General features: G+C 66.4%; 11 protein-coding genes and 2 tRNA genes. 6 read left to right on the top strand and 7 right to left on the bottom strand.

The genetic code is table 11. From position 1 onward, the window contains the following. Window positions 1–34: 34 nt before the first annotated feature. Window positions 35–655, top strand: coding sequence for a peptidylprolyl isomerase (locus ASG20_RS01820; protein WP_056047745.1), 621 nt, complete (start codon window positions 35–37; stop codon window positions 653–655). 259 nt (window positions 656–914) lie between these two features. Here ASG20_RS01820 and ASG20_RS01825 read toward each other — a convergent pair whose 3' ends face one another. Next, window positions 915–1,799 carry a diacylglycerol/lipid kinase family protein gene (locus tag ASG20_RS01825; RefSeq protein ID WP_056047749.1) on the bottom strand — a complete coding sequence of 295 codons (885 nt, stop codon included), beginning with the start codon at window positions 1,797–1,799 and terminating at the stop codon, window positions 915–917. Window positions 1,800–1,891: 92 nt separating this feature from the next. Here ASG20_RS01825 and hemB point away from each other — a divergent pair, with 92 nt between their 5' ends. Both hemB and ASG20_RS01835 read left to right on the top strand, forming a co-directional pair. Then, complete coding sequence (hemB, locus tag ASG20_RS01830; protein ID WP_056047753.1) at window positions 1,892–2,884, top strand: porphobilinogen synthase; 993 nt, start codon at window positions 1,892–1,894, stop codon at window positions 2,882–2,884. Further along, a complete protein-coding gene (locus tag ASG20_RS01835; RefSeq protein ID WP_168371591.1) occupies window positions 2,877–5,120 on the top strand; it encodes a fused MFS/spermidine synthase in 2,244 nt (747 codons plus the stop codon). Before hemB ends, ASG20_RS01835 begins: the two co-directional genes overlap by 8 nt. A gap of 42 nt (window positions 5,121–5,162) precedes the next feature. On the opposite strand, the gene ASG20_RS01840 is transcribed toward ASG20_RS01835, so the two are convergent. Then, complete coding sequence (locus tag ASG20_RS01840) at window positions 5,163–5,672, bottom strand: hypothetical protein (RefSeq protein WP_056047756.1); 510 nt, start codon at window positions 5,670–5,672, stop codon at window positions 5,163–5,165. Between the two features lie 94 nt (window positions 5,673–5,766). On the opposite strand from ASG20_RS01840, the gene ASG20_RS01845 reads away from it, so the two are divergent. From ASG20_RS01845 to ASG20_RS01855, 3 genes are all read left to right on the top strand, one after another. Further along, window positions 5,767–5,843: transfer RNA gene (locus tag ASG20_RS01845), tRNA-Arg, on the top strand. A 50-nt stretch (window positions 5,844–5,893) separates the two neighbouring features. Further along, a tRNA-Arg gene (locus tag ASG20_RS01850) sits at window positions 5,894–5,970 on the top strand. Between the two features lie 155 nt (window positions 5,971–6,125). Continuing rightward, window positions 6,126–7,082, top strand: coding sequence for an alpha/beta fold hydrolase (locus ASG20_RS01855; RefSeq protein ID WP_056050281.1), 957 nt, complete (start codon window positions 6,126–6,128; stop codon window positions 7,080–7,082). Between the two features lie 332 nt (window positions 7,083–7,414). On the opposite strand, the gene ASG20_RS01860 is transcribed toward ASG20_RS01855, so the two are convergent. From ASG20_RS01860 to yaaA, 5 genes are all read right to left on the bottom strand, one after another. Further along, on the bottom strand, window positions 7,415–7,765 hold the full coding sequence (locus ASG20_RS01860) for a DUF952 domain-containing protein (RefSeq protein WP_056047757.1): 351 nt from the start codon (window positions 7,763–7,765) through the stop codon (window positions 7,415–7,417). Then, window positions 7,762–10,527 (bottom strand): DNA gyrase subunit A, encoded by a 2,766-nt coding sequence (gene gyrA, locus ASG20_RS01865; protein ID WP_056047761.1) that lies wholly within the window; start codon window positions 10,525–10,527, stop codon window positions 7,762–7,764. The genes ASG20_RS01860 and gyrA overlap by 4 nt, the downstream gene beginning before the upstream one ends. A 121-nt stretch (window positions 10,528–10,648) precedes the next feature. Further along, a complete protein-coding gene (locus ASG20_RS01870) occupies window positions 10,649–10,933 on the bottom strand; it encodes a hypothetical protein (protein WP_056047764.1) in 285 nt (94 codons plus the stop codon). A gap of 228 nt (window positions 10,934–11,161) precedes the next feature. Beyond that, window positions 11,162–11,848, bottom strand: coding sequence for an SDR family NAD(P)-dependent oxidoreductase (locus tag ASG20_RS01875; protein ID WP_231420347.1), 687 nt, complete (start codon window positions 11,846–11,848; stop codon window positions 11,162–11,164). Next, window positions 11,845–12,594: a peroxide stress protein YaaA gene (gene yaaA, locus ASG20_RS01880; RefSeq protein ID WP_056047770.1), complete on the bottom strand. Its 750-nt coding sequence runs from the start codon at window positions 12,592–12,594 to the stop codon at window positions 11,845–11,847. Before yaaA ends, ASG20_RS01875 begins: the two co-directional genes overlap by 4 nt. Between the last annotated feature and the right edge of the window lie 79 nt (window positions 12,595–12,673).

Here is a 12,673-nt window from a genome sequence, read left to right on the forward strand (position 1 = left end):
CTGACAGGAGCGGGGCGACGCGGTAGCGTGGTGGATGATTTCCAGATTCGTCACGCTCGCTCTTGCCGTTCTCGGCGCCGTTTCCGTCTCGGCGCAGGAGGCTCCGCTTGCGCCGCCGCCCGCTGCTCCGGCGACCGTCTCGATCGTGATGACGACGAGCGAGGGGCCGATCACGCTGGCGCTGGAGAAGGATCGCGCGCCGCTGACGACCGCGAATTTCCTGCGGTACGTCGACCAGAAGCGGCTCGATGGGGTGACGTTCTACCGGGCGATGAAGCTGGGGGCGGATTCTGGGTTGATCCAGGGCGGGCCGCGGGGTGATGCGAAGCGGCTGCTGCCGCCGGTGAAGCATGAGCCGACCAGCCAGACCGGACTGTCGCACGTCGACGCGACGATTTCGATGGCAAGGTTTGCGCCGGGGAGCGCGACGGCGGACTTCTTCATTACGGTCGGGCCGGTGTTGTCGCTCGATGCTAGTCCGGCGGGGAGCGGGGATACGGCTGGGTTCGCGGCGTTCGGGCATGTGGTGGAGGGGATGGACGTGGTGAAGCGCATCCTTGCTGCGCCGACGTCGCCGACTGCCGGGGTTGGGGTGATGAAGGGGCAGATGATTGCTGCGCCGGTGAAGATTTTGACCGTTCGTCGGGTCAAGTAACGGGCGTCGGTTAGAGAGCGATTACGCTTCACGGCTACCACCCCGGCGGAGGCCGGGGCCCAGTTGGGGGACGTCGCCAACTGAGCGCTGCGCGTCGTTACTGCGACCTTTCCAACTGGGCCCCGGCCTTCGCCGGGGTGGTGTGGGGATAGGACATCCCTATTCCAAATTGTTTCCCCGCGAAGGCGGGGACCCAGACTGGGCTCCCGCCTTCGCGGGAGAACACGGGGGCGGGTGGTGCCACTAGTTAACCGCGTCTTCAGGCTGGCGCCATAACCCGGATGATCCCGGCCGCGACCTTGGCCGTCACCGGAGTCTTCGCCAGAACCTCCCCATCGATCGAGATCGGCAACGGCGGGATCGTGTTGATCTTCAGGCTCTTCCCCCGAAAATCGCGCACTTTCTCGTGGCGTGACTCGAGCCGGAACACGCTGGACGCCCAGTTCTGCACCAGCCGCCGCTTCACGTGCCCCATCACCGCCTGCACTACGATCTCGCCCGAATCGACTGCGGCTGCATCCACCAGTTCGGTGCCGCCATGATACGGCCCGTTCGAGATGCGCACCTCGACGACGCGGATCTTCACCGCGGTCGGGCCTTCGCCGACGATCAGCGTGAACGGGCGGAAGCGCATGTATTGATACGTCGCCCACGCCAGATAGCCGACCTTGCCGAAGATCTTCTTCAGCCCGTGCGGGACCGTCTCGGCGATCTTCGGGCTGATGCCCATCGCCGCGCAGTTCGCGAAATAATCGCCGTCGATCATGCCGAGATCGATCCGGCGTGGCTTGCCGGTGCGGATCACCTCCACCGCGCCCTCGATATTCAGCGGAATGCCAAGCGTGCGCGCGAAACTGTTGGCGGTGCCGAGCGGCAACACGCCAAGGATCACGTCGTGGCCCACCATCAGGTCGACCAAGCCGCTGACCGTGCCGTCGCCGCCACCAAGAATCAGCAGGTCGGGCTTCTTCGCCAGCGCCCGGAGCACCGTCGCTTCGAGGTCCTTCGGATCCTCGACCGCATGCGCGTCGACCTCATAAGGCAGCCCCGACATCGCCGCACACGCGCGCTTGAACAGCTTCTGTCCCTTGCGCGACTTGGCGTTGACGACGAGCGCGGCGGACGTGATCGTATCGTTCGACATAAGGCCCCTAACGCACGGCATGCGGTTTCGCACCCGTAACGCTTCTCCCGTAAAACTTGATCCGTCGCCGCGCATCCCGCAAAGCCCGCCGCATGACCGCAAGCTATCCCGCGCTTCGCCTCCGTCGCACCCGCGCCTCCGCCTGGAGCCGCCGCCTCCATGCCGAGACCGTGCTGACGCCCGCCGACCTGATCTGGCCGCTGTTCGTGACCGAAGGAGCTGGCGTCGAGCAACCGATCGCCAGCCTACCGGGCGTCTCGCGCTGGTCGGTCGACGGCATCGTCGCGCGTGGCCGCGAGGCGCGCGACCTCGGCATCCCGTGCATCGCGCTGTTCCCGTATACGCAGGTCGAACGCCGGACCGACGATGGTCGCGAGGCACTGAACCCCGACAATCTGATGTGCCAGGCGATCCGCGCGCTGAAGGATGCCGTGCCCGAGGTCGGCGTGCTGACCGACGTCGCGCTCGATCCGTACACCAGCCACGGGCATGACGGCCTGGTCGACCCAGCCGGCTATGTCGTCAACGATACGACCGCCGAGATGCTCGTCGCGCAGGCGCTGAACCAGGCGAATGCGGGCGCCGACATCATCGCGCCGTCGGACATGATGGACGGCCGGATCGGCATGATCCGCAGCGCGCTGGAGGCGGACTCGCACCACAACGTCCAGATCATGTCCTACGCCGCCAAGTACGCCAGCGCGTTCTACGGGCCGTTCCGCGATGCAGTCGGTTCGCGCGGGCTGCTCAAGGGCGACAAGAAGACGTACCAGATGGACAACGCCAACGCCGAGGAAGCGCTGCGCGAGGTCGCGATGGACCTGGCAGAGGGCGCCGACACGGTGATGGTCAAGCCCGGCCTGCCGTATCTCGACATCATCGTCCGCGTTCGCCAGGCGTTTGAGGTGCCGGTGTTCGCGTACCAAGTGTCGGGCGAGTACGCGATGATCGAGCACGCCGTTGCGGCTGGCGCTGCCGAGCGCGACGTGATGGTGCTGGAGACGCTGATGTCGTTCAAGCGCGCCGGCTGTTCGGGTGTGCTGACCTACCACGCGGCGCATGCGGCGAAATTGCTGAATGGCTGACATCGTCGGCGCGGACGACAGGCCGCTGATGGCGCGCTGGTGCCGGACGATGTTCGTCGCGACGATCCTGACCGGATCGTTCCTGCTGTTCCTCGTTCAGCCGATGGTGGCGCGGATGGCTTTGCCGCGGTTGGGTGGCGCGCCGGCGGTGTGGAACTCGGCGATGCTGGTGTACCAGGCGTTGCTGCTCGCGGGCTATGCGTATGCGCATTGGCTCGGGCGTGTGCGGCCGCGGGCGCAGGCGGCGATCCACCTTGGCGTGCTGATCGTCGCGGCACTGTGGTTGCCGATCGGGTTGATCGCGATGGACTTGCCGGCGGATGCGCTGCCGGCCTTGTGGGTGCCGTGGCTGCTTGGGCTGTCGATCGGGCCGTTGTTCTTCGCGGTCTCTGCGCAGGCACCGCTGATCCAGCGCTGGTTCAGTGCGGCGAGTGGCGGCGGTGATCCCTATGCGCTGTATGCGGCCTCCAATCTCGGCAGTTTTGCGGGGCTGATCGCGTATCCGCTGCTGGTCGAGCCGTTGATGGCGATCCATGCGCAGAGCCTGCTGTGGAGCGGCGGCTACGTTATGCTGATCTTGCTCGTGCTCGCCTGCGCGACGCGGCTGCCCAGGACGGCGGCAGCCGATCACGTCGTCGCCACCAGCGCGCCGCCGGGTGCCAAGCGAATCCTGCATTGGATCGCGCTTGCGCTCGTCCCGTCAGGCCTGATGCTCGCGACGTCGACCTATATTTCGACCGACATCGTCGCGATGCCGCTGCTCTGGGTGATCCCGCTCGGGCTGTATCTGCTGAGCTTTAGCGTCGCGTTCGCCAACGATCGCTGGCTCGCCGACCTGCTGACCCGGATCGCGCCGATCACGATTTTGCTGTTCGGCGGGGTCATCATGAGCGGTGGCTACACCGAGCGGCCCTTCTTCAGCGCCGGCATCGCGCTGGTGCTGCTGTTCATGATCTCGGTCGCGCTGCACACCGCGCTCTATCGCAAGCGGCCCGCACCGGACCGGCTGACCGGCTTCTATCTGGCGATGTCGGCGGGCGGGGCGCTCGGCGGCGTATTTGCCGCGTTGGTCGCGCCGGTGGTGTTCGACTGGACCTATGAATATCCGCTGCTGATCCTCGCGGCCGGGGCGCTGGTGCCGCAGGTCTATCTGATCGCGCGGTTGCGCAATCTGTGGATGGCGAGGGGAGGGACGAAATGGGTCACGCTCGCTGCGATCGTTCTCGTCCTGCTGGCCGTTGCCGGTCTGCGTATCGGTAACCCCGACGGCCTGTTGGGCGATAGCCAGCAGGGTCTCGCTTTCCTGATCGTGGCGACGATCGGCTTCGCGGCAATCGGTGCGCGATTGCCGTACATGATCGTGCTGGCGGGCGCGCTCGTCCTGTTCGGCGGCTATCGGTCGCTGGAACTGTCGATCGAACCCGGCGCGCGCGTGCGCAGCTATTTCGGCGTCTATACCGTGCGCAACGAGCCGGGGCCGGATGGCGGTACGCGCGAACTCGATCACGGGACGACGGTCCACGGCATCCAGCTGCGCGGTTCGCCGGCGCGCGAGCGGACACCGACCACCTATTACGCGGTCGGTTCGGGCGTGGGGCAGGCGATGCTCGCCGCACCCGCGCTGTACGGTCCGACCGCGCGGATCGGTGTCGTCGGGCTCGGGACGGGGACGCTGTCGTGTTACGCAAGGCCCGGCCAACGCTGGCGGTTCTACGAGATCGACCCGGCGGTGGTCGCCATCGCGCGCGATACGGGCCAGTTCACCTATCTGTCGCGATGCCTGCCCAACCCCGATATCCGGATGGGCGATGCGCGGATCGCCCTGGCGCACGATGCGTCGAACAGCCTCGACCTGCTCGCGCTCGACGCGTTCTCGTCCGATTCGGTGCCGATGCATCTGATGACGCGCGAGGCGTTTGCGACCTATGGCCGGGTGCTCGCGCCGGGCGGTCTGTTGCTGGTGCATATCTCCAACCGCTTCATCGATCTCGAACCAGTGGTGGCCGCGGCGGCACGCGAGGGCGGCTGGACCGCGGTGATCCTGCGGTATCGTCCGTCGAGCGTGCTCGTCGACCGTGCCTCGGCGTCGGACTGGGTGGCGCTGTCGCGTGATCCGCGCGCGATCGCGGCGTTACGCGCGAAGGATTCCAGTTGGACCACGCCGACGCCGCGAAAAGGCTTTGCAGGGTGGACCGACGACTACTCGACGATCCTGCCGTTGTTGAAGGGGTTCTGAGCTGTCGATCCTCCCCTGCCAGCGGGGGGAGGAAGGGCGCGTTTATGCCGAGGGCAGGCTCGCCTGGATGCGCGCGATCGTTGCGCCCTGCCGGTCGGCTTCGGCCTGCGCCTTGTTGCGGATCTTCGCCAGCGCTGGATAATCGGGCTGCAACTTGGCCGCACGATCGGTTGCGCGCGATTCCATGTCGGTGACCAGCGACGAACTCTGCGCGCGCCAGTCGTCGAGTCCGGCGAGGGCGGTCTGCGCCGCGATCCACGGCTCGCTGCCGACCGCCGCACCGCGCGCCGTCCGCGCCAGCGCCTCGGCCTTCGCTGCATCGCGCGCGAATCCGGTGGCGATCGCGTCGAGCTTGCCGGACAGAGTCGCGATCTCCGCGTCGAGCGCCGGATCGGGGGCCGCGACCGCCGCTTTCACCGCGGGTTCGGCAAAGCCGAGCTTCTCGATCGGCCGGGCGCCGAGCGACGGGTAGCTGGTCCTGTCCTGGCTGCACGCGCCGGTTGCGAGGACGAGCGCGAGCGATACGTGACGGAGCGAAGCGGCGTGTTTCATGTCCGCCGCTCTATGCTGCGAAAGCTTTGCGCACAACTTTCTCGCGGCAAACCCTTGCACCGCCGAAAATGCCTGCTATCAGCGCCCCTCCAGTGCACCCATAGCTCAGCTGGATAGAGCATCAGACTACGAATCTGAGGGTCGGGCGTTCGAATCGCTCTGGGTGCACCAGGATTTTCCGCTTCATAGCGGGTTTGTCGAACCGGACACGGGACGGCGATGCACCCATAGCTCAGCTGGATAGAGCATCAGACTACGAATCTGAGGGTCGGGCGTTCGAATCGCTCTGGGTGCACCATTTTCCTTATATCGGCGGATCGCGCGAGAGCCGTTTCCGCAGCATCGATGCGGTATCCGACGCGGTCCGTGGTACCACCACCGATCCCGGCCGCCGAAATGCGACTTTGACCAAGCCGCGGCGTTGAGATGCCGGACCATATTCAGGAGATCACGATGCGGCGTACGGGCAAGGGATTGATCGGGGGCGCACTGCTGGCCGCGGTGTCGGGGCTGGGGCTGTCGCTCTATTCGAGCCGGCTCGCGCGCCACGCCGAAGACCTCGTGCCGCCCGACGGACGCTTTCTCGACGTCGACGGGGCACGACTTCATTATATCGATGTCGGATCGCAGACCGGGCCGACGATCGTCATGGTCCACGGCCTTGGCGGACAGTTGCGCAATTTCAGCTATGCGCTGGTCGATCTACTCAAGGACGAATATCGCGTGATCGTCGTCGATCGGCCTGGCTCGGGCTATTCGGTCGCGACCGGGAACACCACGCCGGGGATCATCGCGCAGGGTGCGATCATCGCCGACCTCATCCAGAAGCTCGGGCTCGATCGGCCGCTGTTCGTCGGCCATTCGCTGGGCGGCGCGATCGGGCTGGCAGTCGGCCTCGATCATCCGCACTTGGTTCGTGCGCTGGCGTTGATCGCACCGCTGACGCAACCGCTGGAGCAGGTGCCCGAGAGTTTCCGCGGGCTCGCGCGGATTCCTGCCGGCGCGCGTCTCGCCTTCGCGCAGGTGCTCGGTACGCCGCTCAGTCGGCTGACGGCGACCAGGACGCTGCAGGGCGTGTTCGCGCCCGAGGCGGTGCCGGAGGACTTCGTGACCCGCGGCGGCGGTGCGCTCGCGGCGCGACCGGTCGCGATCGCCGCGGCGGCGGCGGATCTGGCCGGCGCGAACGACGACGTGACGGCGATGGCGGCGCGCTATGGCGAAATCCAGCTTCCGACGCGGATCCTGTACGGGCGGCAGGACGCGATCCTCGATCCGGCGTGGAATGGGCACCGGACCGCGGCGGTGATTCCGGGGGCTAAGATCGATACGATCGAGGGGGGGCATATGATCCCGATTACCGCGCCTGAGGCTTGTGCGCGGTTCGTAAGGGCTGCGTTTGCGGCTGGGTGAGGCGCGACGGGAGATTGCCCTAAGTAGCTGATCCACCCCGGCGGAGGCCGGGGCCCAATTGGAAAGGTCGGCGTAATTAAGGGCCGCGCTTCGTTAGCTGCCTTACCCAATTGGGCCCCGGCCTTCGCCGGGGTGGTGCCTCGGTGGGGAGCGCGTACACGACAATGAGCACTTGGACGTTGGAAGTTGCCGACGCTGGCGTTGATGCGATGCCGACAGCCCCTCCGAGGCAGCAACGAACGCCTCTCCCGCTTCCTTGTTCTCCCGCGAAGGCGGGAGGCCAGACTGGGCTCCCGCCTTCGCGGGAGAACAAGCTTGAGTTTGAGTGCCAGTCAGCCCGCGACGGGGAGCTTCACCTTGCCGGCTTCGTCGCGTTCCAGGGGGCCGTAGGACAGTACGACCTCGAGCAGCAGCGGGCCGCCATAGACGTGCGGGAACAGCTGTCCGCCACGCGACGCTTCCCATTTCACGTCGTCGCCGAGCGCTTCGAGATCGATCGCGGCCACGTGCAGGTCCGACTGGTCGGCAAAGTGCTTGTCGACCGTCTCCGTCAGCTGCTCGGCGGTGGACAGGTGAATGTAGCCGTCAGCCACATCCACCGGCGCCCCCGCAAAGCTTCCGCTTTCCAGAGTCGCCAGCTGCTCCCCCGTCAGCACTTTATATGCGATCGGATCGCGGCTCATTCGCCGTCCTCCGGGCCCGCGGCGGTATCCTCGCCGATCGTCGCGCCGGTATCCGGAGCGACCTCCGGCACGGCATCGGCCAGGTTGATCTCGGCGTCTTCCTCGGTTTCCTCGATCCGCGCGGCGGAGACGACATGCTCGCCCTTCGCCACGTCGAACAGCTTCACGCCGGCCGAGTTGCGGCTGATGACCCGAAGCGATGCGAGCGTCGTGCGGATCAGTTTCGCCTGATTGGTCACCAGCATCAGCTGATGGCCCTTCGCCGCGGCGAAGCTCGCCACGACGGGGCCGTTGCGCGCGATGTTGTCGATGTTGGTGATGCCCTGGCCACCGCGACCGGTGCGGCGATAGTCATAGGCGCTCGACAGCTTGCCATAGCCGTTCTCGCAGACCGTCAGGATGAACTGCTCGCGGTCCTTGAGATCGTTGTAGCGGTCGGCGCCCATGCCGTGATCGCCCTCGCGCTCGCCCTTCCACGGTGCGAACTTGAGGTAAGTCTCGCGCTCGTCCGGGGTCGCGCCGACACGGTGGAGGACCGACAGCGAGATGACCTCGTCGTCGCCCTTCAGCGTCACGCCGCGCACGCCGGTCGACGTCCGGCTCTGGAACTCGCGGACGTCGTCGCCGGCAAAGCGGATCGCCTTGCCGAGCTTGGTCGCGAGCAGCACGTCGTCATGCTCGCTGAGCAGCGCAACGCCGATCAGCTTGTCCTCCGATCCCTCCTCGAAGCGCATCGCGATCTTGCCGTTCGACGGCACGTTGGTGAACGCGTCCATCGCGTTGCGGCGCACGAGCCCGCGCTGCGTCGCGAACATCACGTGCAGGCGGCTCCATTCGCTCAGATCCTCCGGCAGCGGGAGCACGGTCGAGATCGTCTCGCCCGGCGCCAGCGGCAGCAGGTTGATCATCGGCCGTCCACGCGTGGCAGGACCGCCCTCGGGCAGGCGCCAGACCTTGTAGCGATACACCTTGCCGAGGTTCGAGAAGAACAGCACCGGCGTGTGCGTCGAGGTGACGAACAGCTCGGTGACGACGTCCTCGTCCTTCGTCGACATGCCCGCCCGACCCTTGCCACCGCGCGCCTGTGCGCGGAACGTGTCGAGGCTGGTGCGCTTGATATAGCCCTGCATGGTCACGGTGACGACCATGTCCTCGCGCTCGATCAGATCCTCGTCGTCGATGCCGTTGGCGGCGGCGGCGATCTCGGAACGGCGCGGGGTGGCGAATTCGTCGCGGATCGCGATCAGCTCGCCGCGCATCACTTCGTACAGCTTCGCACGGTCGCCGAGGATGTGAAGCAGCTCGCCGATCGTCGCGGCCAGCGCCTTCAGCTCGTCGCCGATCTCGTCGCGGCCGAGCAATGTCAGGCGATGCAGGCGGAGATCGAGGATCGCGCGGACCTGCGGCTCGGACAGCTTGTAGATGCCGTCGGCCTGCTTGTCCTCGACCGCCTCGACGAGTGCGATGTACGGCGCGATCTCCTCGACCGGCCACTCACGCGCCAGCAGCTTGCCGCGTGCTTCGGCGGGGCTCGACGAACCGCGAATGATCTTGACGACCTCGTCGAGGTTGGTGACCGCAATGACGAGGCCGAGCAACAGATGCGCGCGCTCGCGTGCCTTGGCGAGTTCGAACTTCGAGCGGCGGGTGATGACCTGCTCGCGGAAGGTGATGAACGCGCCGATGATGTCGCGCAGGTTCAGCAGTTCAGGGCGACCGCCGCGGATCGCCAGCATGTTGGCGGGGAAGCTCGACTGCGCCGGCGTGTGCCGCCAGAGCTGGTTGAGCACCACATCGACGGTCGCGTCGCGCTTTAGGTCGATGACGATGCGGACGCCCATGCGGCTCGATTCGTCGCGGATGTCGCTGACGCCTTCGATCCGCTTGTCCTTGGCGGCTTCGGCGATCTTCTCGACCAGGCCGTTCTTGCCGGTCTGGAACGGGATCTCGGTGAGCACGATCGAGCGGCGGTCGCCCTTGCCCTCCTCGACGATATGCCGCGAGCGGACGATGATCGAGCCGCGGCCGGTCTCGTACGCCGACTTGGCGCCCGCACGGCCGAGGATGATCGCGCCGGTCGGGAAGTCGGGACCTGGGACGATCTCGAACAGCTCTTCCGTCGTGATCGCACCATTGTCCATGTAGGCGAGGCACGCGGCGATGACTTCGCCGAGATTGTGCGGCGGGATGTTGGTCGCCATGCCGACGGCGATGCCGCCCGCGCCGTTGACCAGCAGGTTGGGGAAGCGCGCCGGCAACACCGAAGGCTCGCGCTCCGAGCCATCATAATTGGGCGTGAAGTCGACCGTGTCCTTGTCGAGATCGCCGAGCAGCGCGTTCGCGACCTTGCCGAGACGCGCCTCGGTGTAGCGCATCGCCGCGGGTGGATCGGGGTCCATCGAGCCGAAGTTGCCCTGGCCGTCGATCAGCGGCACGCGCATCGACCAGTCCTGCGTCATGCGGGCCAACGCGTCGTAGATCGAGCTGTCGCCGTGCGGATGGTATTTACCCATCACGTCACCGACGATGCGCGCGGACTTGCGGTAGGGCTTGCCGGCGACGAAGCCGCTTTCGTGCGCGCCGTACAGGATGCGGCGGTGGACGGGCTTCAGGCCGTCGCGGACGTCGGGCAGCGCGCGCGCGACGATGACGCTCATCGCATAGTCGAGATAGCTCGACTTCATCTCGTCGACGATCGAGATCGTGGCGATGCCGGCGGGCTCGCCGCCCTGGGGTTCGGCGAGTATGGTCTCGTCGGTCAAATCTGAACGCTTTCGGCTTGTTGCGGTGTTGTGACACACCTTAGCCGAGGGGGGGGCACCTTACTACCCCCGCGCACGCGTACGCACGCGAGGGAGCAAGGTTTCATCGTTAATTTCGGGCTTATTTGCAGGCGGTCTTGGTCTTGTTGCCGGCGAGCGAGCAATCGTACGTCACGGTCTTGCCGTTCGCGAGCTTGGCGGTGACCATGCGGCCTTTCTTGACCGTGGTCGTGCGCTTGGCGACCTTGGTATTGCCCAACGGCGTGGTGGTCTTGGTCGTCGTGGTGTGCGTCGCGACGGTCTTCGGCTGGACGGTCTTGGTCTGAGCCTGAGTGGCGGCAACCGCTGCGCCAGCGGAGAGCAGCGCGCTGCCGGCGAGGATCGCGAGGGGGAGGGACTTCTTCATGCGGGTATCCTCTCGTTTCGGCCTAGGTGGACGATGCGGAGAGACTGCGCCGGAGAACCTGAACGGAAAATGGCAGAAGGGTGAAATCTGCGTCATGAGCGCGACTGCTTCTTACCCCTCCCTGCAAGGGAGGGGCAGGGGGTAGGTCGGTTTCCACATTGGCTAGCGGTCGTGGTTTACAACCGGCCGACCCACCCCCCAACCCCTCCCTTCCAGGGAGGGGTGCAGTCAGGGCGTGACCTCTACCCCGTCCCACGCGAAGAGCTTGCCGCTGTCCGGCGCGCGCAGGCCGTCGATGACGTCGAGCAACTGCACCGCCGCGCGGTCCGGCTTGAACAGGTTGCCGGGCGTCACGTTGCCCTGGAATGGCTTCGACAAGCCGGTGTCGACTGTACCCGGATGCAACCCCACGACGATCCCGCTGGAGTTCCGGCGCTTGTCCTCGATCGCGATCGTCTTCACCAACTGGTTCAGCGCCGCCTTCGACGCGCGATAGCCGTACCACCCGCCGAGCTTGTTATCGCCGATGCTGCCGACACGAGCAGACAGCACAGCGAACACGATCCGCCCCGCTTTCGGCATCGTCGGCAGGAAGTGCTTCGCCACCAGCGCGGGCCCGATCGCGTTGATCGCGAAGTTGCGCGCCATCCACACCGGATCGAGTTCGCGCATCGCCTTCTCGGGACCCTTGTCGCCGTCGTGCAGCAACCCGGTCGCGACGATCACCAGCGTCGGCGAGCCGGCCCGCAAAGCCGCTGCGGCAATGCTAGCCTCGTCCTCCAGATCGAGATGCCGATCGCCGCTCTCCGACCGCGCGAACCCGTAGACCTGGTCGAAAGCCCCTTCCTCGATCAGCGCCTCTTCCAGCGCCTTGCCGATCCCGCCCGACACACCGATGACGACCGCGCTGCTCACTTGCGCACGAACCGGAATTGCGTGTCGCTGCTGCCCGCCGCGTCATACGCATAGCCGTCGCTGTCGAAGCCCTTGATCCCCTCGATGTCGTCGACGCGGTGTTCCACCAGCCACCGCGCGACCATGCCGCGGGCCTTCTTCGCGTGGAAGCTGACGAACTTCTGCGCCTCGCCCTCGCGGAAATCGATCGCGACGACGCGGATCGACTTGGGCAGCTTGCCGTCCGCCGCTGCCCAATATTCCTGGCTCGCGAGGTTGAGGATCGTCCCCGACCCCTCCGCCTCGACATCGTCCGCGAGCAGCTTGGCGATCCTGTCTCCCCACCAGTCGGTCAGCTTCGTCTTCCGCGGCGCCCAGCGCGTGCCCATCTCCAGCCGGTAGGGCCGCATCAGGTCGAGCGGCCGGAGCAACCCGTACAGCCCCGACAGCATCCGCACATGATCCTGCGCGTAATCCACCGCTGCCTCGTCGAGCGTCTTGGCCTCCAGCCCGGTATAGACGTCGCCGGCAAACGCGAACATCGCCGGCCGCTCGGGCAGCGTGTCGAAGTCGCGATACCGGTCGGCGTTGAGCTTCGCCAGCGCCGGCGAGATGTGCATCAGCTCCGACAGCTTCTTTTGCGTCAGATGCGCGGCGGCATGCGCGAGCGTCTTCGCCTCTGCGGCGAACCGCGGCGCGGTCGGGTCGAGCTGGGGCAGCGCGCTCTCGTAATCGAGCGTCTTGGCGGGCGAAAGGACAGCGATCATGCCCGCGATCTAGCGACCGCAATGGGTGCGTTCAATCGACGTTCACGCGCAAAAACGCTTTGATGGGATCCAAGCCGCT

The organism is Sphingomonas sp. Leaf198 (assembly GCF_001424005.1).
Classification (GTDB): domain Bacteria; phylum Pseudomonadota; class Alphaproteobacteria; order Sphingomonadales; family Sphingomonadaceae; genus Sphingomonas.

What these genes read in the sequence shown, in the direction of transcription:
- ASG20_RS01860 (WP_056047757.1), bottom strand. Translation starts at nt 7,765, where the DNA reads ATGAGCCGCGATCCGATCGCATATAAAGTGCTGACGGGGGAGCAGCTG.
- yaaA (WP_056047770.1), bottom strand. Translation starts at nt 12,594, where the DNA reads ATGATCGCTGTCCTTTCGCCCGCCAAGACGCTCGATTACGAGAGCGCG.
- ASG20_RS01825 (WP_056047749.1), bottom strand. Translation starts at nt 1,799, where the DNA reads ATGTCGAACGATACGATCACGTCCGCCGCGCTCGTCGTCAACGCCAAG.
- ASG20_RS01820 (WP_056047745.1), top strand. Translation starts at nt 35, where the DNA reads ATGATTTCCAGATTCGTCACGCTCGCTCTTGCCGTTCTCGGCGCCGTT.
- ASG20_RS01835 (WP_168371591.1), top strand. Translation starts at nt 2,877, where the DNA reads ATGGCTGACATCGTCGGCGCGGACGACAGGCCGCTGATGGCGCGCTGG.
- ASG20_RS01840 (WP_056047756.1), bottom strand. Translation starts at nt 5,672, where the DNA reads ATGAAACACGCCGCTTCGCTCCGTCACGTATCGCTCGCGCTCGTCCTC.
- hemB (WP_056047753.1), top strand. Translation starts at nt 1,892, where the DNA reads ATGACCGCAAGCTATCCCGCGCTTCGCCTCCGTCGCACCCGCGCCTCC.
- ASG20_RS01870 (WP_056047764.1), bottom strand. Translation starts at nt 10,933, where the DNA reads ATGAAGAAGTCCCTCCCCCTCGCGATCCTCGCCGGCAGCGCGCTGCTC.
- ASG20_RS01855 (WP_056050281.1), top strand. Translation starts at nt 6,126, where the DNA reads ATGCGGCGTACGGGCAAGGGATTGATCGGGGGCGCACTGCTGGCCGCG.